This window comes from Halopiger goleimassiliensis, from assembly GCF_000455345.1.
In the GTDB taxonomy this organism is placed as follows: Archaea; Halobacteriota; Halobacteria; order Halobacteriales; family Natrialbaceae; genus Halopiger_A; species Halopiger_A goleimassiliensis.
In genome coordinates, this window is record NZ_HG315691.1 from 353957 (window position 1) to 375091 (window position 21135).

A 21135-nucleotide genomic window follows, 5' to 3' on the forward strand; every position below is an offset into this window, starting at 1 on the left:
ACCGATCCGATCAGGCCTGCTCGATCGCTCGATCGAGGTCCGCGATGATGTCGTCGACGTCCTCGATGCCGACCGAGATGCGGATCAGGTCGTCGGTGACGCCGCTTGCCAGTTTCTCCTCCTCGGTGAGTTGCTGGTGGGTCGTGCTGGCGGGATGGATGATCAGGGACTTCGCGTCGCCGACGTTGGCCAGCAGGCTGAACAGTTCGACCTCGTTGCAGACGGTCTCGGCCGCGTCGTAGCCGCCCTCGAGGCCGAAGGTGATCATGCCGCCATAGCCGCCCTCGAGGTACTCGCTGGCGTTGTCGTGGGTCTCGTGGCTCTCGAGGCCGGGGTAGGTGACCCAGTCGACGTCGGGGTGGTCCTCGAGGTACTCCGCGACGGCCATCGCGTTCTCGCTGTGTTTCTCCATGCGCAGCGGCAGCGACTCGAGTTTCTGCAGCGTGACCCAGGCGTCGAACGGCGACTGCTGGTTGCCGAGGTCGCGCAGCCCGCGGGTGCGGGCCACGACCGAGAAGGCCGCCTCGCCGAAGGTCTCGTAGAAGTTGACGCCGTGGTAGGCCGGGTTCGGCTCGGTGATCTCGGGATAGTCACCCTCCGGCCAGGGGAACGAGCCGCCGTCGACCAGCACCCCGCCGACTGTCGATCCGGCACCGTGGATCCACTTGGTCGTCGAGTTCCAGACCAGGTCCGCGCCGTGCTCGAGCGGTCGGCAGAGGTAGGGCGTGGCGAACGTGTTGTCGACGAACAGCGGGACGTCGTGGTCGTGGGCGATGTCGGCGAGTCGCTCGATGTCGGGCGTCACCAGTGCGGGGTTGCCGATCGTCTCGCAGTGCACGAACGCGGTGTCGTCGTCGATCGCTTCCTCGTAGGCCTCGTAGTCGAGCGTGTCGACGAACTTCGTCTCGATGCCCCGCTTCTCGACGGTGTGGGTGAGGTAGGTGTAGGTCCCGCCGTACAGCGACGAGGCGCTCACGATGTTGTCGCCGGCGTCCGCGAGGATGAACGTCGCGAGGTCGAACGCGGCCATCCCCGACGACGTCGCCAGCGCCCCGACGCCGCCCTCGAGCGTCGCGATGCGTTCCTCGAGCATCGCGTTCGTCGGGTTCATGATCCGCGAGTAGATGTTTCCGGCCTCCTCGAGGCCGAACAGTGCCGCAGCGTGGTCGGTGTCCTCGAACTGGTAGGAGGTCGTCTGGTAGATCGGCGGCGCGCGTGCGCCCGTCGTCGGATCGGGTTCCTGTCCGGCGTGGATGCTGTCGGTGGCGAACTCGTGTTCGTCGCTGTCGTCGCTCATACGTCCGAATCGTCGGAGCGAGCGACCGTAAAACCGACAGTTGTCGCAAAACGGTCCGCGGTCGATGACGCGTGGGGCGTGACGATTGCGGGTCCGAAGGGTCGACCGATCAGACGACCGGTGCGAGCATCGAGAACAGCGCGGCGAACGGGTCGCTGAACAGGATCAACAGCAGGCCCGCGAAGACGACGAGGGCGATCCAGGCGATCAGGATCTTCATCGTGCGAACGATCTCTTCCTCCCGGTCACTGTCCTCGACCGGCTCCGTCGAGTTCTCGTTACTCATTGGAGACACTTCCGCCGCGACAGTGATAATACTACTCCTCTTTCCATTACGGACGACCCCGGCGGGGTCAACGGGGCCGGAGCCGACCGGCAGCGAGGAGTGAAGCGACGACGAGGGCGGCGAGGGTCGTCCCGACGGCGAACCCCGGAATCGAGTCGGTCGCGTCCGACTCGTCGGCAGCGTCACTTGCCTCGTCAGCCGGACCGGAATCGCCGTCAGCGTCGTCGACCGAATCGGCGTCGCCGTCGACGGTGCCGACCGTGAGCGTTCCCGGGTCGACCGTCGGATCGACGGGACTGCCGTCGTCGGCGTCGACCTGTGACGCCGTCACTCGAAGCTCCGTCTCGCCGGCCGCGACGCCGGTCACGTCGATCCACGCCAGCGTGACGTCCGTCTCGCCGGTCGTGATCTCGTCGTCGAGGTCGACCGCTTCGACGGTGATCGACCGCTCGTCGGCCGTCACGACGGGATCGGTCGTCGGGCCGAAGTGGTCGGGGTAGGCCGCGTCGGCGACGGTCGCGACCTCGCCGTCGACCTCGAGCGTGAGTTCGAAGCCGGCCAGCCCCTCGGGCGCGTCGGTCAGCGCGACGCGGTGGCGTTGGGTGTCGTCGACCGCGACCGATTCGTCGGCGACGACGACGGCCGGACCGGCCTCTTGGCCCGCGTCGGCAGGGGATCCGACACCGGCGGCGACCGGGCCGGCGGCGACCAGGGCGAGCGCGACGGACAGGAGCGCCACCGCCACGACGTATCGATCGGTCATGGAGGTCACTGCATCTCGTACAGCGCGACGGGGTCGTCGTAGTCGATCCGCCCGTTCTCGTTGAAGTCGAACGCGTCCTCGTTGAGCGTGACCGACTCGTCCTCGATGTGCTCGAAGAGGGTGACCACGTCGTCGTAATCGAACCGGCCGTTCCCGTTGACGTCCTCGAACTTCCCGTCGCCGTCGAGGTCCTGGGGCGGCGAGCCGCCGGGACCGCCGCCGATCGGCGGCGGCCCGGTGACGACGATGCCGGGACGGGGGTCCGGCTCGATCGACGCGCCCGTATCGTCGTCGAGCGCGTGGACGTCGATCGAGAGGTCGGTCGTTCCCGTCTCGACGCCCTCGAGTTCGATCGTCGCGAGCGTCACCTGTCGGCCGGTGCCGATCTCGTCCTCGATGTCGGCAAAGCGGAACTCGACGCTCGAGCCGTCGCCGATCGACGGATCCGACGTGAGTTCGAGCCCGTCGTGGTAGTCGGCGTCGACGATCCGGGCGACGCCGGGATGGTCGACGGAGACGGAGACCCGACCGCCGGCGAGGCCGTCGGGCAGCGACGAGAGCGTCAGGTCGACCTCGCCGGTGCCGTCGTAGCTGACCGCCAGCGAGTCGACGTGGATCGTCGTCGGCGGCTCGTAGACCCACAGTGCGTCGTTGGGATACGAGCGGCCGAAGCTGTCTTTGTCCTCACAGAGGAGGACGCGACCGTCGTCCATGACCATCACGTTGTCGACGTTGATGAGCGACTCGTCGAGAACCGACTCGGGATCGCTCTCGTTCGGGCCGACGACGACCGGTTCGAGTCGGCTGACGTCGTACTCCGCCTCGAGTTCGGCGCGATAGAGTACGCCGGTCTGGACCTCGTCGAACCGGAGGTCGCCGTGCTCGTCGGCCATGGAGCCGCCGAGCGAGGAGATGCCGAAGTAGATGAAGTCGCCGGGTTCGGCCTCGTCGTGGGCGTCGATCCCCTCGGCCTTGTTGAACTCGATGCTCGCCCCGATCTCCTTGGCGGCCGCGCGGGTCTCGAGGAACGGGACGCGGCGCAGTTCCTCGTCGACGCCGTCGGGGCCGTACTCCTCGTACTGTTCGGCCCACTCGACGATCTCCTCGTCGGTGATGTAATCCTGGTTGCCGTCGATCGCGACCGCCTCGTCGGCCTCCTGCAGCGCCTGCTCGAGGTCCTCGGTCCAGTCGGTTTCGGCGTGGGTCTCGAGGTAATCGACCTGCGTGACGTCGTCGTAGTCGCTGATCCAGGACTCGACTTCGGCGTTGCTCGCCGTTCCGAGGGGGAGCCACTCGATATCGAGGTCGGTCTCGGCGACCGGCCCCTCGCCGATCTCGGTGGCCTTCATGGCGTAGAGGGTGCCGCGGACGTCCATCCGGTCGTCGTACTCCGGAATCGGCTCCTCGGCGACGAACTTGTAGATGCCCTTCGCGCCGCCGTCAGAGGCGAGATAGACCGTCTTCTCGTCGGGCAGCACTTCGGGACACTCCCAGGCGGCGCGACCGAAGACGTGGTGTTTGACGGGGGTCGGCACCTCGGCGGTCGGCTCGGTGATCTCGACGATCTTCCCGTAGCGATAGCGGTTCGGGAACGCCTCGTCGCCGATGGGATGGGGCGTGTTTACGGTTCTGGTCCCGTCCTCGTCCTCGACGTCCTCCTGATCGACCGGCTCAACGCCGAGGTGGTAGGCCATCTTCTCGGTGTTCCGGTTGTTGTGCAGCCCCATCGGGTACGCATGCTCGTCGCCGAACAGTTCCTCGAGCGCGTCGTCGACCTCGAGGATGTTGGGCCGGTTCCAGAACTCGCTACCGCCGCGGAGGCCGACGCCGCTACCCCGTTCGACGATGTCGCCGACCGTCGCGAGCCCGTTGACCCGCGGGTGGCCGTACTCCTCTTCGGCCGACAGCGGCGTCTCCCACGGACTGAGGTCGCCGTAACAGTTGATCTTCGTCCCGCCGATCTCGCGGAACGGCTCGGTGTTCTCGAGTTCCATCGCGTTCTCGAGGTCGGCCTGCCAGTAGCCGTCTTCGTCGCGGTAGAGGGGGGTTCGCGTGATCGCGCCCGGCCGGATCTCGTTGTTGGTGAAGAGATAACCCTCCGTACCCTCCTCGTTCGTCGGGACGAAGAAGTTCATGTCGGCCTGCTCGCCGATCCCCTCGTACTCGTCTTCGCAGATCTCGACGAGTTCGGTCCCGTCCGGCGTCTGCGGGTGGCCGAACCGCTCGGTACCGCCGTTGATCTCGTCGCCCGTCTGCACGAGGAGTCGGTACTCGCCGGCCGCCGCGAGGACCTGCTGTTCCTCGAGATCCGTCTGCGGCGGCTCGAGTTCCTCGAACTCGTCGTTCGCCCCGTTGAACGTAAACTGGAAGTCGTCGAACACGCCGACGCCGCCCGTGTCGAACGGTTCGACGTTGCCGTCGTGGGGTCCCTGCAGACTGTAGAGGAGTTCCCCGGTGTCGAAGACGAACGGCCCCGTTACTTCGGCCCCGAACGCCGTCGTGGAAAACCGATCGATGTTGCCCTCGACGTAGGGAGCCTCGAGCGTGTCGTGTTCCTCGGGATCGTCTGTCGCTCCCGCGAGGCCGACCGTCCCCGCACCGACTGCCGCTGCCACTGACGATGCCATCAGCGTCCGCCTGGTGAATTCGACCATGCAGCCGGACCGACCTTCGATTACCTGAAGAGCGTTTATAATATTTAGCTATAAATCAATGTATGAAATATAGCACCGGGTGGAAAAATGTGCAGGCAATAGCACTCTGACAGCTATTGAGCGATATCCAGTCAGATAGAGTACCGACTGGCGACTGATTCCGACTGGCCGGAGTTCGACCGACTGGCGACTAACACGACTTGACCGACCGGCGACTAACACGACTTGACCGACCGGCGACTCGTGACACGTCGAGTGATACGGCGGTTCGAACGACCGCGGAAGCGGCGACGAAACGACGATCGAACGATGTGACGACGAAAACGGTGACCGATCGACTCGAGGACCCGAAGGCGTCCCCGGCCGATACGTGCGTTAATCCAGTCCGCGAGCCTTCGCTTCGGACCGAACCTCCTCGGCGCGGCTGCGGACCCACGTGAGGTAGCGATCGAGTTCGGTCGGCGTCGAACCGTAGAAGGACGTGACCCAGTCGCGGTCGGCCCACGGGAACGTGAGCAGATACGCTGCGAGGGTATCCTTCCCCGCCTGCACGACTTCCGGGGGCACCCCGCGCTCGCCGGTCCCTTCCTCGACGAAGCCGTTCACGTCGAAGTAGACGTCGGCGTACAGCCTGGCGTCCTCGAGGGAGTCGAACGTGATCTCGGTGTGTTCGGGAGCTTCGAATCGATAGCGTTCGTCGGGACCGTCGGTCTCGAGGATGCGGACGCCGAGGACGTACTCCTCGACGACCGACCCGTCACCGTCGGTGGCGCTGTCGGACGTTGACATGAGCGTCTCCATCCGTATCCGCCTCGAGCCGAGTAATGAACGTGTATATTACCACTATATTTTACTCCCGAGGCGTCCGTAGGATTCCGTTCGTGACTCGCCTGTCACTAGTGGCGGCCTCCGGACCGTCGAGTGTCAAGAGCGACCTCGACAGTCAAGCGATCCGTCCGAGACGCCGGTCGGGCCGGGAGAGACGCGAGGGTGCAGGAACCTACTCGAGCAGCGACTCGCCCGTCATCTCCGGCGGCCGGTCGACGCCGATCAACTCGAGTAGCGTGGGGGCGATGTCGGCGAGCGTGCCGCCCTCGCGGACCATTCGACCGTCGTCCGTCCCGTCGGCTGCGAGGTAAACGAGCGGGACGTCGTTGTACGTGTGCGCGGTGTGGGGATCGGCTTCGGTCCCCATGTCGTCGGCGTTGCCGTGATCCGCCGTCACGAGGACGTGCGCGCCGTAGGCCTCGAGCGTCTCGACGAGTCGTCCCAGTTGTTCGTCGACGGCCTCGACGGCCGCGATGGCGGCCTCGTAGTCGCCGGTGTGGCCGACCATGTCGGGGTTGGCGTAGTTGAGTACGAGCGCGTCGGGATCCTTGCTCTCGATGGTCTCGATCGCGATATCGGTCACTTCGGGTGCACTCATCTCCGGCTGAAGGTCGTACGTGGGGACGTCCGGGCTCTCGACGATTTCGCGGATCTCGCCGTCGAACTCGACCTCGCGACCGCCGTTCAGGAAGTAGGTGACGTGGGCGTACTTCTCGGATTCGGCGATCCGCAACTGGGTCTTGCCGGCGTCGGCCAGCACCTCGCCCAGCACGTTCTCGGGCTGGGTCGGTGAGTAGGCCACGGGAAGGTCGAACGTCTCGTCGTACTGGGTCATCATCACGACCTCCGCCTCCGGCGGGTCGATCTCGAACTGGTCGGCCCAGTCCTCCGGGCGGATGTCCGCGAGCATCCGCGTCAACTGGCGGGCCCGATCCGACCGGAAGTTGAACCAGACGACCGAATCGCCGTCCTCGAGCGCCGGCCCGCCCTGCTCACGGCTTCGCCGTTCGCTCTCCGAGCCGCGTAGCGCCTCGCTCTCCACGAGCGTCGGCTCGACGAACTCGTCGGTCACGTCCCGCTCGTAGGATTTCTCGACCGCTTCGACTGCCGACGCCGCTTCGTACTCGGCCTCGCGCTCGACGATGGCGTCGTAGGCGCGTTTCGTCCGCTCCCAGTTCTGGTCGCGGTCCATCGCGTAGTACCGCCCCGAGACGGTGGCGACGTGGCCGGTGCCGTGCTCGTCGATCACGTCCTCGAGCGTCGCGAGGTACTCCCGCCCGCCGGTGGGCGAGGTGTCCCGGCCGTCCGTGATGGCGTGGGTGACCGCCTCGACGTCGCGGTCGCCGGCGAGTTCGATCAGCGCGTGGAGGTGCTCGTGGTCGGAGTGGACCCCGCCGTCGCTGACCAGCCCGACGAAGTGAATCGTGCCGTCGTTCGCGAGCGCCTCGTCGAAGGCCGCGTTGATCGCGTCGTTCTCCCGGAAGGAGCCGTCGGCGATCGAATCCGAGATCCGGGTGTACTCCTGGTAGACGACCCGGCCGGCCCCGATGTTGAGGTGGCCGACCTCGCTGTTGCCCATCTGTCCCTCCGGCAGGCCGACCCGTCGGCCCGCGACCTCGAGCGTCCCGTACGCGCCGGTCTCGGCCAGCCGGTCGAACGTCGGGGTGTCGGCGGCCGCGACGGCGTCCCGGCCGCCCGCGTCCGTCCCGAGACCCCAGCCGTCGAGAACGATTACGGCTCCGTCCATGTGCGACGGGACTCGAGCCGGGCGTAACTAGCTGTCGGAACCGACAGATCGGCTCCCGTCGGCGGATTCGGGGGATTTGCTCGCGTCGTCGGACTCGAGGAGTCGCTCAGTAGGAGAAACCCGCGGTCGGGGCGGGTTGTGAACGTATCAGTGGCTGCCTACTGTGCGGTGGCGCGCGCTGTCGGCCAGTCGAACGAATGTGAGGCTGGCCGACGAAGCCGCGCGAGGGATGAACGAGCGACCGACGGGAGCGAGTGAATCGGCTGGGGAGGGCGTGGCCACTCCTCGTGTCCACGATAGCAGGACGCTTCGGCTCGATATTCTCCATTCGATCCGACGATAGCAGATAGCAGGACGCTTCGGCTCGATATTCTCCGTTCGATCGCGCTATTCTGTACGCATATCCACAGTAGGTTCAACAATCAAAACGACCAGACCCGAACCGGGCTCGTATCGGCAGAAAAATCGAACCGACACTACCGGTCGTGATCGAACGTCGCCCCGCAGTCGCCACAGACCGACCCGTTGCCGGGCGCGCTCCGCTGGGCGAAGACGGCCCCGCAGTCGGGGCAGATCATGTAGAGTCGATGTTCCGGCGGGACGCCCGCCTCGAACTCGAGTCGGATCCAGGCGTCGGGGTTCGCTTCGTCGTACACCGTGACCGCGGAACCGGACTGTCGCCAGTTGATCGCCGCCGCGTCGGCGTCGCCGGTCGTCCGTCGGGATGCCATCTGGATGTCCGGATACTCCGCGCCACCATATATACGTTTTCTGATAATTGTTTATTCGCCCTCGAGTTAACGCCTCGCCCGGGAGCGGATCGCGGAGCCCGCCCCGATCGGGTTCACCGGTTCCGACGACCTGCCGATCGTCTTGACGGCCTCACGAGTACGTCGACTGACACGACGAGCGGGCGCACACCCGAAGTGCAGCGACCACTGGATATTTGGGGGTGGGCTGGGAGCGAACGGGCATGACCCTGGATCCGGTCCACTACGACGGTATCGCAGCACTCGCGGCGCGGATCGATCCCGGTGCCGACGACCGCGACCGGCGCTCGCTCGCGGAGACGGTCTGGGCGGAGTTTCTCGACCCACTGGAGGCCGACGGAACGGCGATCCTCGAGCCGGTTGACGAGCAGGCCCGCCGGCTGGTCGACTGCGAGGCCGTCGCCCTGCGCGACCGGGAGTTCCCGACCGTCCACGGGCTCGACGCGGGGACGATCAACCCGACCACCTTCAAGAACGGACTGGTCATCGACGTCGCGCAGGCCGCGATGAGCGCCACGCCGAGCGACCTCGACCTGCACCGGTCCCGGACGGTCGTGATGACGGTCCACTCGGACGACGAGACCGCCCACGTGCAGGACGACGGCTGGGGGAAGTTCGACCGCGGGAAGAGCCGGCGGCGGGCCATCGAGGTCGGCGACGTCGACCGGTTCGCCGAGGGCGTCGTCCACGCGCTCGCGCTCTATCTCGCCGAGAGCGAACACGCCCTCGAGCACGCCGAGCGGGTCGAGGACCTGCTGGTGCTGGACGGCCCCCTCTATCCCCGCGGGCTGTTGCGCTGGGCCGACCTCCATCCCGACCTCGCCGACTTCCTGCTCGAGGACCCGCGGCCGACGACGGTGCTGGAGAACTACGTACGGCTCGTCGAGCGGTTCGTCGAGCGGGACGTGCCGCTGCTTGGCTTCGTGAAGAACCCCGCAACGCGGCTGCTCACCCGGACGCTGAAGGGGAACCGGGACGTCGACGTGGGCGTCCCCTGGGGCGACGACGCCGCCTTCTTCACCCGGCTGCTCGAGCGCGGCGAGTACGTCGACGACGTGGAAGGAACCCGCTGGGAGCGGGAGACCTCGGCGCTGACGTACACGAACTGGTTCCACTCGCGCGGCGGCGTCGACGAACCGCTCTCGGCCGCGGGCGACGCGCTCGGCGTCGAGCGACGGCTCCCGCTCGAGAACTACGAGGTGACCTTCTTCGTGATCTACGATCCGCGCGACGACCTGCTCTACCGCGTCGAGGCCCCCTACGCGTTCACCCGCGATCCGGAGCGTCGCGAGCGACTCGCGATGCAGGTGTTACAGGAGGTCGCCGTCGCCCACGGGCCGCCGACCATCGTCGAGAAAGCCGACGAACTCGCCCGGATCAGCCGCTCCGAGAAGGCGTCGCTGCGCGAACGCCTCGAGACGCAGTTCGAGACGACCCGGAAACGGACCTACGACGGACTGCGCTGGGACCGGGAGTAGCGACTGACTGCGAAGGGACCAAGCGTAGCAGCGGCGGTCGAGGGCGGTCGATCCCCAGGCAGTCCTGTGAAATACATTGACAATCGTTCAGGAAATCGTAACAGTATTAGCCTTCATTTCACGGGACGTAGGTATGGGTTGGGAGTTCACGGCTGGTGACCAGTCCGAAACGAACGATGTCGAGACAGACGACTACAGCGCGAGTCGCCGGCGGTTCCTGGCCGGGACTGCCGGCCTCTCGGCCGCGGCGGTGCTCCCGGCGTCGGCCAGCAGCGTCGCCGCGAGCGACGGCGAGACCGTCACGCTCGTCCACGACACGCACTTCCACGGGCGCTTTCGCGACGCCGAGGCCGACGAGTTGAACCTCGCTCGCTACTACACAGTCGTCGAGGACGTCCTCGCCGACGCGGAGAACGGCCTGTTCGTCGGCAACGGCGACGACCTCGCGCCGTCGCTGCTCGGCCTCGAGTACGAGGGCGAACACATGATCGAGGCGATGAACTACATGGATCTGGACGTCGTCGGCGTCGGCAACCACGAGTACGACTTCGGGGCGGACGTCGCGACCGAACGCTTCGAGGAGAGCGAGTTCCCCTGGGTCGTCGCGAACCTGCTCGACGACGAGGGCGAGGCCGTCCCCGGCACGGAACGCTGGACGACGCTCGAGGCGGGCGACCTGACCGTCGGCGTCTTCGGCCTGGTCTCGGAGAACTTCCACTCGCTGACGGATTACCCCGAGGAGTGGGAAGTGCTCGGCTACGTGGAGGCCTCCCAGGAGGCGGTCGACGCGCTCCGCGAGGCGGGTGCCGACGTCGTCGTGCTCGCCTCCCACGTCGAGTCGGGCGTCCACTACCGTCTCGCCGAGGCGGTCGACGGACTCGACGCCATCGTCGGCTCTCACTCCGGGATCACCTTCGACGAACCCGAACTGGTCGACGGGACGATCATCAGCGAGTTCGGCGACGAGTTCGACCACGTCGGCGCGATCACGCTCGACGCCGACGGCCAACTGGTCGACTGGCAGCGGACCGACCTCCTGTTGCCCGACTGGGACCCGCTGCCGGCCGTCGAGGAGTACGACGCGATCTCCGCGCGGTACACCGACGCGATCGAGGAAGACGAGTTCCTCGCCGACCTCACCGAGGAGTGGACCGCGGAACTCGAGGAGCGACTCGGGCAGCCGGCCTTCGAGAGCGAAGTCGAACTCGACGCGACCTACGACAACTACGCGATCGAGACCAACTGGGGCAACCTCATGACCGACGCGATGCGGACCGTCGGCGACGTCGAGGTCGACATCGCCGCCAACAACGCCGGCGGTATCCGTAGCGACTCGACGTACGGCCCCGGCGAGATCACCGGCGCGGACGTGATGAACGTCCTGCCGTTCCCCAACGAGATCGAGGTCGTCGAACTGACCGGCGAGGAGGTCGTCGCCTACCTCGAGGAGGAGATCCGGCCGCTGCCGGACGAACAGTACGGTGCCCAGCCGGCGATCCAGGTGTCGGGCGTCTCCTACGAGTGGACCGGCCACGAGGGGGAGAGCCGGGTCGAGAACGTCTTCGTCGGCGGCGAACCGATCGATCCCGACGAGACCTACCGCTTCGCGCACAACGACTACACCATCGGCAACTCCGAGGTGCTCTCGGAGGCCGAGGTCGTCCTCCGATCGGGACAGTTCCAGGGGCCGTACGTACTCGACGTCTTAGCGGAGCGAGACGTCGTCGCGCCCGAACGGGAGAACCGCATGATCCGCGTCGACGAACGCGTCGGCGACGCGACGGTCTCCCAGGACGGCGACGAAATCACGCTCACCGTTCCCGTCCCCGACGGTGCCGAGGGGATCGTCGACGACTCGTTCCGTGCCGTGATCCGGACCGGCGACGACGTCGCGGCCGACTCCGCGACCGTCGACGACGACGAGATCGCGGTGACGTTCGACGCGGACGCACTCGAGGAGCTCGCAGACGTCGACGACCCCGTCCTCCGGCTGTTCGGCGGCTACGAGCCGGACCAGGAGTACTGGCCGTACGAGTTCGACGTGCCGACCTCGAGCGGCTACGACTACTTCAAGCTCCGCGCCGACGTCGACGCGAGCGCCGTCCTCGACGAATCGGGGTCCGGCGAGACCGAAAGCGAGACGGAGGGCGACGACGACGGAACGACCGAGACCGAAAGCGAGACGGAGAGCACTGACGAAGAACCGGACGAGACCGATGCGGACGATGGGGACGACGGAATCCCCGGATTCGGACCGTTCGCGGCGCTGGCCGGCGGTGCCGGCGGCACCTACCTCTACGCGCGCCGGCAGACCGACGACGCTACCGACGAACCCGAAGGCGACGCCTGATCGGTCCCGACACCGGCGATTTCGGCGGCCCGCGGCATCGACTCGAACGCACGAGAGAAACCCATGACCCGACCGACCGATCCGACGCGAGATTCGACCGCCGCTGACTCCTCGACCGGTACGACCAGCCGCCGATCGACGCTGCTGACGGCCGTTCTCGTGGCGCTCGTCGTCGCGAGCGCCGGGCTCGCGGCGGGCTCGGCGCTCGCCGGCGATCAGGTAGCCGTCATCACGCTCTCACCGTACACCGTCGACGCGGAGCCCGGCGAGGAGTTCGACGTCGACGTCGAACTGATGAGTGATGGGGGCCACGACGGCGAGGGCGTCGAACGCGTGACGCTCGTCGCCCAGTACCACCCCGACTACCTCGAGATCACCGACGTCGACCCCGGCCCGTGGCTCGAGCAGGGCGAGGAAACCGAGGTCCACGCCGCGGAGACGATCGCCCACGACGAGGGGACGGTCGTCCTCGAGCAGTGGCGCGATCCGGTCGCCGACGGGGCTACCGGCTCCGACCGACTCGCGACGCTGACGGTCGAAGTGGCCGAGGACGCCGACCCTGCGGAGGCGGCGATCACGTTCGAGGAGACCAGCGTGGACCTGGTCCGCGACTGGCCGCTGCCGGTTCACGACCAGCCCGTCGACGTCACCATCGCCGGCGGGGACGAGGCGGTCGCGTTCGACCATCCCGACCCCGATTCCCTCGACGCCGACCCCGAGCCGACCGAGACCGGCGACGAATCGGGCGACGACTCGAACGCCGACGGAACCGCGACAGCCGACGCCAGCGAGGACGGTACCGATTCGATTCCCGGGGTAGGTCCCCTGCTCGCGGCGGCCGCAGTCGTCGCCGCGCTCGCGATGGGTCGGCGACGGAATCGATAACTGGCCAGGAGAGCAGAATCGGCCGAGCGGTTCGTCGAGGAGGCGTCGAGCGTTACCGTTCGGGGGCGACGTCGGTGCGCTCGACCTCGAGTTCGACGTCGTCGGGATCGACGCCGATGCGGGCGAACTGCGTGCGAACGTGTTCCTTGGCCCCCTCGAGGGCCTGTTCACGGGTGTCGAACCCCCGCGGCATCGGGGACTCGAAGGCGACGTTGACCTCGCGGCCGTCGATGCGCTGGACCGTCCCACCGCTGTCGACCTCGTAGAACTCGTCACAGACCCAGACGTAGGCGGCGTCCTCGTCTGGGGCACCCTGGAAGGAAGGCGCTCGCTCACCGCGTTCGTACAGCGTCCCGGTGAGTTCGGTCCCCCCTGCGCGACCGCGGACCATGAGCATGTCCCGAGATTACGTCGCGTAGACGCAAAAAGCCGAGGGCTGACCCGTCCGCCGGTACCGGACGGCGGTGTCGTCGCTCCCGCTCGAGGCGTTCCAGCGGATCGGTCGACCGTCGGTCCCGAAGCCCCCATGCCGGCAGGCGTGTCGTCCGTGCGCGTCGAACCCGGATAAAACATCATTTCACTAACCCAAATCGTTTTGGAAACGCGCTTAACCCGGTTGCACCGGTGACTACAGGTGATGAGTTCGGACGCTCACCTCGGCGGGATCGGCGACACGTCCCCACTGACCGACGTCCCGGCCGACCGATACGACGTCTTCCGTCATCCGCGCCGGATCCGACTGCTCGAGATCCTCGAGCGCGATCGTCGCCGGTCGCTCGCCGAGGTGACGACCGAACTGCTCGAACGCGAGGGCGAGGACGTCGCCGACGGCAAGCGCCGACACGAGGTCCGGATCGACCTCGTCCACAACCACCTGCCCCGACTCGCCGATCACGACCTGCTCGAGTGGGACGCCGACGTCGGCGTGCGACTCACCGGCGAACCGCCGGTGCCGCCCGCCGCCTTCCGCTCCCTGCTCGAGCGCGACTGCGACGTGACGGACGTGCTCGCCGACGTCGTCGACCCCGTCCGACTCCGCATCCTCGAGGAACTCGGCGACCACGGCCAGCCGTTCCCGCTCGAGAACCTCGCTGCGACCCTCGCGGCGACCGAACCCGCCGCACCGGTCGACGAGGACCGCGTCGCGATCCAACTGCACCACTCGCACGTCCCCGCCCTCGAGAACGCCGGTCTCGTAACCTACGATCCCGACTCCGGTCTCCTCGAGGCCACCTGCGACGACGAGGACTGATTCTGCTCGAGCGTCCGACAGCCGTATTCGATAGCACTGGTAGACCGTGCAAAAAACACTTGTCGGCTCACCTGAATGCGTGCGACGTGAAACGCCGCAAACTCGTCGCCACGACAGGATGCGCCCTCTCGTTCCACCTCGCTGGGTGTCTCGGTTCTGGTCCCGGAGCGGGGGAACGCTCGGAGCCGGTCGAGGAGTGGGAGTATGACGTGTCCGAGAGTACACCGTCGCTTACGTTCGACGAGGTCGGTCGCGATGACCACTCACTCGCTGTCCACGTCACGTCCGCCGAGGAAGCCGAAGCGGCGTTCGCCTACGAGAGTTCCTCGGGCGATGCACAACACGGGGTAGCAACGTTTATCGAGGAGACCGACTTCGAGACGGCGATGCTCTTCTACGTCGAGACTCGAGCCCCGAATGGGTGTCACGGTCTCCGCGTGCAGTCGCTCGAGATATCGGACGATAATATTCTCATCGGGAGCGTGGAATCACGAGAGCCGTCTGGTGACGGCGAATGTCCTGCGGTCGTAACGACACCGTCTCGGTTAGTGCGAGTCACAGCAGCGCCCGGACTCCCGTCCCACGCCAGCCTCGACGTGACCGACGGCTGGGGAGCTACCGAGCAAGTGACGAGTAGCGGCGTGGACGCGGATTGATCGTTGATGGTCGTTTCTCGCTTACCGGTACACGGCGTCACCGGACGTACGAATCGGCGGGGAGCACCCGAATCAGTGTTCGAGAACTCGTCGCTGACGGCCGTATCGCTCATCCGAGCATCGGACGGTAGTCAGCAGCGCCGAACATCCTCGAGGGGGTCGACGACGCGGAGTGTTGAGTTCGGCAGCCTCGGGCGTCCGACCGTTCCACGTGACTGTTTTGCGGTAGACCGTTCGTCCGCGATCGATCGTCCACCGTCCGATCGGCGTCCGGGTTAGTCGTCCAGCAGCGACCCCGTCAGGGTGTTCGCCTCGTCGGTATCACGCACGAGTCGCTCCGTCCCGTCGTAGGCGGTGAGGTCGCCGGCCTCGAGGCCGGCGTTGACGCGCTCGATCGTCTCCGGCGGGACCTTCTCGGTCACGTCGAAGGACTCGACCGGGCTGACGAACCCCCAGAGCGCGCCGATTGCGTGGGCCGTGACGGCTACCGGGGTCACCAGCAGTAGCACCGGCCAGGCGAGCAGGCGTTTGCGGTAGGCGACCAGCCCCGCGAACGTGTAGACGAACAGGATGTCCGTCAGCGCGACCGAGAGGCCGCCGTACACGTACAGCGACGGCACGGCGTCGGGTGCCAGGACGGACGCGATCGCCACCGCCGGAAGCAACGGGGAGAACGCCCACGCGACGATCCGCGTGTAGTACAGCGGCCGATACCGGAGCGGCAGGAGGTGGCCGTCGGCGCGCGTCCCGGAGATCCACCGCCGCCGCTGGCGGATCATGGTCCACACCGACGGGGGTGCCTGGTTGCGAAACCGGGCGTCGACGATCGCAAACGAAATGTCGCGCTCCGAAGCGGCCCGCCAGACGAAGTTCGTGTCCTCGGTGACCGTCTCGGCGTCCCACGTAATCGCCCCCTCGAGCGACGAACGGATCGCGATCCCGCCGCCCCACGCGTAGAGCGGGTACCGGAGACGGTGGAAGCCGAACTGCTCGTACTGGTAGCCGATCCGGAACACCTCACAGCAGTACGCGAGCCACGACCCGGTGTAGAGCGGTTTCTCAGTGAACTGGACGACGTCGGCGTCGGGCAACCCCGAGAACCCGGTTACGATCGTGTCCTCGTCGAGGTAGCAGACGTACTCCCGGTCGCAGGGGACGTTCCGGCGCGCCCACTCCACGGCGCGTCCCTTGGCGGTCGCCTCGCAGTCGAACTCGTCGGAAACGACGTGGACCGTCGCGCCGTCGATCGCGAGGTCCGACTCGGCGATCACGTGGACGTCCTCGATCGCATCGGGCACCGCGTCGACCGTCGCCTGGACGACGGCCTCGGCGTCGATCGTGAGGATCCGAACCTGCACGTCCTCGAGTCCCCACTCGTAGGCGTCGGGATCGGTCCGCCAGCCCCGGGCGAGCACGACGGTTTCGAAGAGCCACCACAGCGCCGATCCCGCGTACAGACAGAGGACGAGCCAGGACGCAACCAGCAGAGCCCCCGCCAGCGGGTTCTCGAGGACGAAACCGATCATCGACCACGAGTTTCCAGCCGACTGTCCTAATCCTGTCGACCGATTCCGTCCGGTCCGCCAGCGGTCGGACCCGACCGGAGAACTACCGGTCACTGCGACCGAGGCGGCGGCCGTATCACTCTAGCGGACGTCCGTCAAGGCGATACCGTCGCGATCGGCTGACACTCGCGCGGAGGGAAACGTGTTTGTGGACCCGCCCTGTTGGACAGGACATGAGCGATCTGGGCGACTTCACCGACTTCGACGCCGACTCGTCGGGACGCGAGGCGGACGCGTCGACGTCCGGTGGCGACGCTGGGGACGGCGCGAGTGCCGCGACGGCCGACTCGAGCGCGAACGCAACGGACGACGGGCCGGCGACCGACGACGCGTTCGAGACCACGAGCGTCGAACCGCGCGGCGAGGACGTCGGCATCGGCGCGCTCTGTGTCTCCCAGGGGCTGCGCGTCGCCGAGGACGGCGACGAGACGACGCTGAAAGCCTACGTCACACAGGGCAACCGCTCGTCGGTCCGCATCGGCAGCTACCTGCTCGCCCCCTATCCCGACGGTGAGACGCTGTTCTGCCGCATCACGGGACTCGAGTACGCCCAGCAGTACCACGCCGACGACGCGACCGAGATCCACGCCCGCCGGGCGATGCGGTCGGACGGCATCGAGGAGGCCGACTACAAGTTCGTCGCCGAACTCGAGCCCGTCGCCGTCCTCTACCGAGAAGACGGGGAACTCAAGCGGCGAATGACCGACCGGGTCCCGAAACCCCAGACAGTGATCCGGGCGGCCGACGACACCGAGCAGATCAAGACCGGGCTGAAGATGCCCGAGGAGGGCGTCTTCCTCGGTCACCTCTCGGTCGGCGGCGAGAAGGTGAAGACGGCGGCCTCGCCGCCGACGATCGACTACCGGCTGAAAGACGACTACGAGGCCGGCGATCCCCTCGTGTTCCGCCACACGCTGATCGCCGGCGGCACGGGATCGGGGAAGACCCACGGCGCGAAGAACATCCTCCGGCAGTATCTCGCCGAGGAACGCACGTATCCCATGGCTGACGGCCGCGAAGTCCAGCCCGCCGTCGTCCAGTTCGACCCGCAGGACGAGTACGCCCAGATGCACGACGACAACCCCGACCTCGACGGCGACTTTGCCCGCCGGCTCGAGCGCGAGGGAGTCGCCTACGGCGGCGTCGGCGATACGACGGCGTTCGTCCCGAAAGTAGGTGATGCCAGCTACGCGGCCGACCACCACCGCGCCGAGCAGGTCGAGTTCACCATCCCGTTCGCGATGGTCCACGAGAACCCGTGGCTGGTCGCGGGCAGTGGCCTGAACGACAACCAGTACGGCGCGCTGGTCAGCGTTCTCCTGCCGCGGTTTCGCAAGCAGTACGGCGCGGACGCGACCTACGACGAGTTCACGACGTTTCTCGACGACCCCGCGCTGCGGGAGGAACTCGACGAGTCCGGCCGCGTTCACGAGGCGACCTTCGACGCCGTCCGTCGGCGCGTGCTCGGCTTCGGCCACGTCTTCGACCAGGACGCCCGGCCGATCACCGACCTGATCCACGAGTTCGTCCGCCCCGGCGGGCTGACGGTCGTCCCGACCTACCACATCACCGACACCCGGGCGACCGAAACCGTCGTCCTCGCGCTCTCCTCGCTGTTGATCGACCAGAAGCTCTCGAACGATCCCACCTACGACCGGATCAAGGAGACGCCGCTCGTGCTGGGGATGGACGAGGCCCACAACTTCCTCACCGACGCCGACAGCGTGCAGGCGGGGAAGGTCATCAAAAAGTTCACCGAGGCCGCCAAGCAAGGCCGCAAGGAGCGCCTCGGTCTGTTCCTCATCACGCAGGACCCACAGGACATCGACGACGCCGTCTTCAAGCAGATCAACACCACCGTCGTCCTCAACCTCGGCGACGAGGACGCCATCAAGAGCGTCAACATCCCCAGCAACCTCGAGTCGAAAGTGCCCTACATGGAGAAGGGCCAGATGGTCGTCTACTCGCCCGATAATTCGGAGCCGGTCGAGTTGATCGGGCTCTCGAAGTGTCTTACCCGCCACGGACGGGACTAAGCGTTTCGCAACGCGATCAACCAGGTACGAGCCGACCGTCGCGTTCCGTCCGAACTCGACCGTTCGAGACGCCGGCGTGAATATGACACATCAGAAAACACTTGCAGCGTAAACCGACACGACGACCTATGTACTCATCCGGCCGTTCTGAACTGCGTCTCGGTCTCTGCACGGTGCTGCTCAGTGGTATCGCTACGGTTCTCGTCGACGCCATTCCGATGCGGGCACTGTTCGATCCGCGGTTTCTCGTCGATAGCTTCGTCGGCGCGCTCTTTCTCGTCAGGTACGGCGGCGTTGAAGCCCTCCCCTGGGTTGGCGTTCCCGTCCTGTTTCTCCTCTATTACGTCAGCATCGCCGTCATCGCCGTGAGTGTGGTGTCTATCGTCCGTGAGCGGTGACGATCCGACACTCCGTTCCGACCGGATTCGGGAGCTACTCACAGCTAGCGGAGTGCTGGACCGAACGACCACGTTCCTGACGAGGTCGGTTAGACCACGGCCGCCGCTGGTGCGGTGACATCGCGGACAAGTGGCCGGGAACTCGAGCGTTCGGGACGGCGTTTATGCTGCCAGTCGTCCAACACGACCACGTATGCCAACACCCGGTGATACTGCACCGACGTTCACGGCGACGATCGGCACCAGCGACCACGAACCGTTCGATCTCGACGACTACTTCGGGGGCGGACCGATCGTCCTCGCCTTTTTCCCCGGTGCGTTCACGCCGCCCTGTACCAACGAGATGGTCGCCCTGCAGGACCGACTGGCCGAGTTCGAGGACGCCGGAGCGACCGTACTGGGCGTGAGCGCGGACTCGCCGTTCTCGCAGGGAGCGTTCCGCGAGGAACACGGGATCGAGTTCGACCTCGTCAGCGACATGGCCCGCGAGGCGATCAGCGCCTACGACGTCGAGACCGACATTCCGGACCTCGGCCTCCACGGCATCGCGAACCGGGCGGTGTTCGTCCTCGACGACGAGGGTACCGTCGCGTACCGGTGGGTCGCCGACGATCCGACGAACGAACCGCCGTACGACGACCTGCTCGAGGCCGTCGAGTCGGCCTAGCGAGTGAGCGAACACCGTGCGCTCGAGTCGGAATAGCAGGCGATTCCGTCGGCGTCGGAGCCGCCGTCGATCGAGGACTTACGCCTCGATCAGTTCGGTCGTAACGTAGTACGGGTCGTCCCACTCCCGCACCCACGTCGGAGCCGCCGGATGATCCTGCAGCAGGTTCGCCTCGTACGATTCGTCCGCGTAGACGGTCCCCGTCTCGTCGGTCCCGTCCTCGAGCGGAACGACGTAGGTCACCGGCTCGCGTTCCGGGGCGGGAACCAACTGCTTTCTGTTCCACTCGTGAGACTGTGCCGAGGTGTCGGTCCACTCCTGAGGGTGGAAGGTCACGGCGACGCCGGTCTCGGAGTCGCCGCCGGTACGTTCGGTCATGCTCAGAACGGGGCGTCCGCGGCGTCGCGTTCGTCCGACGCGGCGGCCGCCGTCTCGGTTTTCCCGATCAGGACGCGGAACTCACCCGGCTCCTGCGTCCGGTACTCCCACCGGAACTCCGGACCCGCTTCGGCGTCGAACTGGTGGTACAGCGGCTTGGGATCGTGGTCGTTCACCAGGACGAACCCCTCGCCGCCGGTGAGGTCAGCGTACGCGTCGAAGATCTTCTCGTGGCGCTGGGCCGGCGGCAGGTCGCGGACGTCGAGTTCCTCGGTGATCTCGAGCGCATCCGATCCGTCGTCGCCGCCGTCGGCGTCGGACTCGGCTGCGTTCGCGTCCGTCCCGGCGTCGCTCCGCTTCGTAACGTGGACGCGACACCGTCCCGGCTCCTGCTCGACGATTTCCCACTCGAAAGCGTCGCCGTAGCGCTGGTGGAACTCCTGGCGGAGCGGCCGCGGTTCGTGTGGCGCGATAATCTCCATCGTCCCGCCCTCGGGGATCATCCCGTACCGGTGGTGAATCGTCGGGTGGCGCTCCGGTTTCGGGATCTCGCGAACGTCGTAGCTGGTGACGACGTCGCCGTCGGCCGCCGCCGACGCGCCCGTCTTCTCGATCGCGACGCGCCACTCGCCATCGTCCTCGCGTTCGTACTCCCAGCCGACGACGTCGCCGTGCATCGACCGGAGTTCGTGGTACAGCGGCTTGGGATCGTGGTCGTTCACCAGGACGAACCCCTCGCCGGCGTCCAGCTCGTCGAATATCTCGAGGAGGACGCCGTGGCGGCGCTGGGGTTTCAGATCGCGAACGTCGATCGTGGCGCGCTCGCCCTCGAGCGGGTCACCGACCGTCAGTTCGAGGTTCCGCGGTTCCCGATCGGGGTGGTCGTACGCCCACTCGAGGGCGCGGTCGTGCTCGAGCTGGTACCGGACGAGGTGGGGATCGAGGTCCTCGTCGGCGACGATCTCGAAGCGGTCGCCGGGGTCGGCCGCCGTCAGCGCCTCGAAAAGCGGGGTTCGATACTCGTCTGCAGGTCGGTCCCGGAGGTCTAGTTCGGTCGTCATCGCGAAGCTACCGGGGATACTCAGGCGGGAACGATGGCCCCTGTGCCGAAGCGATTCGGCTCGC

18 protein-coding genes are annotated in these 21135 nt (G+C 66.8%); 7 read left to right on the plus strand and 11 right to left on the minus strand.

What is annotated here, in order from left to right:
- Nucleotides 1-10: 10 nt before the first annotated feature.
- The 7 genes from TX79_RS16490 to TX79_RS16515 all read right to left on the minus strand — a co-directional run bounded on the left by TX79_RS16490 (nucleotide 11) and on the right by TX79_RS16515 (nucleotide 8306).
- The gene (locus TX79_RS16490; RefSeq protein ID WP_049928734.1) at nucleotides 11-1297 is read right to left on the minus strand and encodes an O-acetylhomoserine aminocarboxypropyltransferase/cysteine synthase family protein; all 1287 of its coding nucleotides are present in this window, start codon (nucleotides 1295-1297) and stop codon (nucleotides 11-13) included.
- Nucleotides 1298-1406: 109 nt separating this feature from the next.
- Nucleotides 1407-1583 (minus strand): hypothetical protein, encoded by a 177-nt coding sequence (locus TX79_RS19430; RefSeq protein ID WP_154660570.1) that lies wholly within the window; start codon nucleotides 1581-1583, stop codon nucleotides 1407-1409.
- Nucleotides 1584-1650: 67 nt separating this feature from the next.
- The gene (locus tag TX79_RS16495) at nucleotides 1651-2346 is read right to left on the minus strand and encodes a hypothetical protein (protein WP_049929239.1); all 696 of its coding nucleotides are present in this window, start codon (nucleotides 2344-2346) and stop codon (nucleotides 1651-1653) included.
- A 5-nt stretch (nucleotides 2347-2351) separates the two neighbouring features.
- The gene (locus tag TX79_RS16500) at nucleotides 2352-5000 is read right to left on the minus strand and encodes an alkaline phosphatase PhoX (RefSeq protein WP_049928735.1); all 2649 of its coding nucleotides are present in this window, start codon (nucleotides 4998-5000) and stop codon (nucleotides 2352-2354) included.
- Between the two features lie 375 nt (nucleotides 5001-5375).
- Nucleotides 5376-5789, minus strand: a complete 414-nt coding sequence (locus tag TX79_RS16505; protein ID WP_049929240.1) for a hypothetical protein — start codon at nucleotides 5787-5789, stop codon at nucleotides 5376-5378.
- A gap of 211 nt (nucleotides 5790-6000) precedes the next feature.
- Nucleotides 6001-7575, minus strand: a complete 1575-nt coding sequence (gpmI, locus tag TX79_RS16510) for a 2,3-bisphosphoglycerate-independent phosphoglycerate mutase (protein WP_049928736.1) — start codon at nucleotides 7573-7575, stop codon at nucleotides 6001-6003.
- Between the two features lie 476 nt (nucleotides 7576-8051).
- Entirely contained in the window at nucleotides 8052-8306 is a 255-nt protein-coding gene (locus tag TX79_RS16515; protein ID WP_049928737.1) for a hypothetical protein, read from the minus strand.
- Nucleotides 8307-8548: 242 nt separating this feature from the next.
- On the opposite strand from TX79_RS16515, the gene TX79_RS16520 reads away from it, so the two are divergent.
- The 3 genes from TX79_RS16520 (at nucleotide 8549) to TX79_RS16530 (ending at nucleotide 13058) form a co-directional block, all read left to right on the plus strand.
- On the plus strand, nucleotides 8549-9823 hold the full coding sequence (locus tag TX79_RS16520; protein ID WP_049928738.1) for a DNA double-strand break repair nuclease NurA: 1275 nt from the start codon (nucleotides 8549-8551) through the stop codon (nucleotides 9821-9823).
- 133 nt (nucleotides 9824-9956) lie between these two features.
- On the plus strand, nucleotides 9957-12173 hold the full coding sequence (locus TX79_RS16525) for a bifunctional metallophosphatase/5'-nucleotidase (RefSeq protein ID WP_049928739.1): 2217 nt from the start codon (nucleotides 9957-9959) through the stop codon (nucleotides 12171-12173).
- Nucleotides 12174-12236: 63 nt separating this feature from the next.
- Nucleotides 12237-13058, plus strand: coding sequence for a hypothetical protein (locus TX79_RS16530; protein ID WP_081655628.1), 822 nt, complete (start codon nucleotides 12237-12239; stop codon nucleotides 13056-13058).
- Between the two features lie 52 nt (nucleotides 13059-13110).
- On the opposite strand, the gene TX79_RS16535 is transcribed toward TX79_RS16530, so the two are convergent.
- Entirely contained in the window at nucleotides 13111-13455 is a 345-nt protein-coding gene (locus TX79_RS16535) for a DUF7113 family protein (protein WP_049928740.1), read from the minus strand.
- A gap of 240 nt (nucleotides 13456-13695) precedes the next feature.
- Between TX79_RS16535 and TX79_RS16540 the strand changes: the two genes are divergently transcribed.
- Entirely contained in the window at nucleotides 13696-14310 is a 615-nt protein-coding gene (locus tag TX79_RS16540; protein ID WP_049928741.1) for a DUF7344 domain-containing protein, read from the plus strand.
- Between the two features lie 931 nt (nucleotides 14311-15241).
- On the opposite strand, the gene TX79_RS16550 is transcribed toward TX79_RS16540, so the two are convergent.
- Complete coding sequence (locus tag TX79_RS16550; protein WP_049928743.1) at nucleotides 15242-16492, minus strand: glycosyltransferase; 1251 nt, start codon at nucleotides 16490-16492, stop codon at nucleotides 15242-15244.
- Between the two features lie 212 nt (nucleotides 16493-16704).
- Between TX79_RS16550 and TX79_RS16555 the strand changes: the two genes are divergently transcribed.
- From TX79_RS16555 to TX79_RS16565, 3 genes are all read left to right on the plus strand, one after another.
- Nucleotides 16705-18567 (plus strand): ATP-binding protein, encoded by a 1863-nt coding sequence (locus TX79_RS16555; protein WP_049928744.1) that lies wholly within the window; start codon nucleotides 16705-16707, stop codon nucleotides 18565-18567.
- Nucleotides 18568-18740: 173 nt separating this feature from the next.
- Nucleotides 18741-18965, plus strand: coding sequence for a hypothetical protein (locus TX79_RS16560; RefSeq protein ID WP_154660571.1), 225 nt, complete (start codon nucleotides 18741-18743; stop codon nucleotides 18963-18965).
- 193 nt (nucleotides 18966-19158) lie between these two features.
- Nucleotides 19159-19632 (plus strand): redoxin domain-containing protein, encoded by a 474-nt coding sequence (locus TX79_RS16565; protein WP_049928746.1) that lies wholly within the window; start codon nucleotides 19159-19161, stop codon nucleotides 19630-19632.
- A 78-nt stretch (nucleotides 19633-19710) separates the two neighbouring features.
- On the opposite strand, the gene TX79_RS16570 is transcribed toward TX79_RS16565, so the two are convergent.
- Both TX79_RS16570 and TX79_RS16575 read right to left on the minus strand, forming a co-directional pair.
- Nucleotides 19711-20010 (minus strand): hypothetical protein, encoded by a 300-nt coding sequence (locus TX79_RS16570; RefSeq protein WP_049928747.1) that lies wholly within the window; start codon nucleotides 20008-20010, stop codon nucleotides 19711-19713.
- Between the two features lie 2 nt (nucleotides 20011-20012).
- A complete protein-coding gene (locus TX79_RS16575) occupies nucleotides 20013-21071 on the minus strand; it encodes a DUF2249 domain-containing protein (protein WP_049928748.1) in 1059 nt (352 codons plus the stop codon).
- Between the last annotated feature and the right edge of the window lie 64 nt (nucleotides 21072-21135).

Coding starts and splice junctions, on each gene's coding strand:
- TX79_RS16490 (WP_049928734.1), bottom strand. CDS start 1,297: ATGAGCGACGACAGCGACGAACACGAGTTCGCCACCGACAGCATCCAC.
- TX79_RS16515 (WP_049928737.1), bottom strand. CDS start 8,306: ATGGCATCCCGACGGACGACCGGCGACGCCGACGCGGCGGCGATCAAC.
- TX79_RS16530 (WP_081655628.1), top strand. CDS start 12,237: ATGACCCGACCGACCGATCCGACGCGAGATTCGACCGCCGCTGACTCC.
- TX79_RS16500 (WP_049928735.1), bottom strand. CDS start 5,000: ATGGTCGAATTCACCAGGCGGACGCTGATGGCATCGTCAGTGGCAGCG.
- TX79_RS16520 (WP_049928738.1), top strand. CDS start 8,549: ATGACCCTGGATCCGGTCCACTACGACGGTATCGCAGCACTCGCGGCG.
- TX79_RS19430 (WP_154660570.1), bottom strand. CDS start 1,583: ATGAGTAACGAGAACTCGACGGAGCCGGTCGAGGACAGTGACCGGGAG.
- TX79_RS16570 (WP_049928747.1), bottom strand. CDS start 20,010: ATGACCGAACGTACCGGCGGCGACTCCGAGACCGGCGTCGCCGTGACC.
- TX79_RS16535 (WP_049928740.1), bottom strand. CDS start 13,455: ATGCTCATGGTCCGCGGTCGCGCAGGGGGGACCGAACTCACCGGGACG.
- TX79_RS16505 (WP_049929240.1), bottom strand. CDS start 5,789: ATGTCAACGTCCGACAGCGCCACCGACGGTGACGGGTCGGTCGTCGAG.
- TX79_RS16525 (WP_049928739.1), top strand. CDS start 9,957: ATGGGTTGGGAGTTCACGGCTGGTGACCAGTCCGAAACGAACGATGTC.
- TX79_RS16555 (WP_049928744.1), top strand. CDS start 16,705: ATGAGCGATCTGGGCGACTTCACCGACTTCGACGCCGACTCGTCGGGA.
- TX79_RS16575 (WP_049928748.1), bottom strand. CDS start 21,071: ATGACGACCGAACTAGACCTCCGGGACCGACCTGCAGACGAGTATCGA.
- TX79_RS16565 (WP_049928746.1), top strand. CDS start 19,159: ATGCCAACACCCGGTGATACTGCACCGACGTTCACGGCGACGATCGGC.
- gpmI (WP_049928736.1), bottom strand. CDS start 7,575: ATGGACGGAGCCGTAATCGTTCTCGACGGCTGGGGTCTCGGGACGGAC.
- TX79_RS16550 (WP_049928743.1), bottom strand. CDS start 16,492: ATGATCGGTTTCGTCCTCGAGAACCCGCTGGCGGGGGCTCTGCTGGTT.
- TX79_RS16540 (WP_049928741.1), top strand. CDS start 13,696: ATGAGTTCGGACGCTCACCTCGGCGGGATCGGCGACACGTCCCCACTG.
- TX79_RS16495 (WP_049929239.1), bottom strand. CDS start 2,346: ATGACCGATCGATACGTCGTGGCGGTGGCGCTCCTGTCCGTCGCGCTC.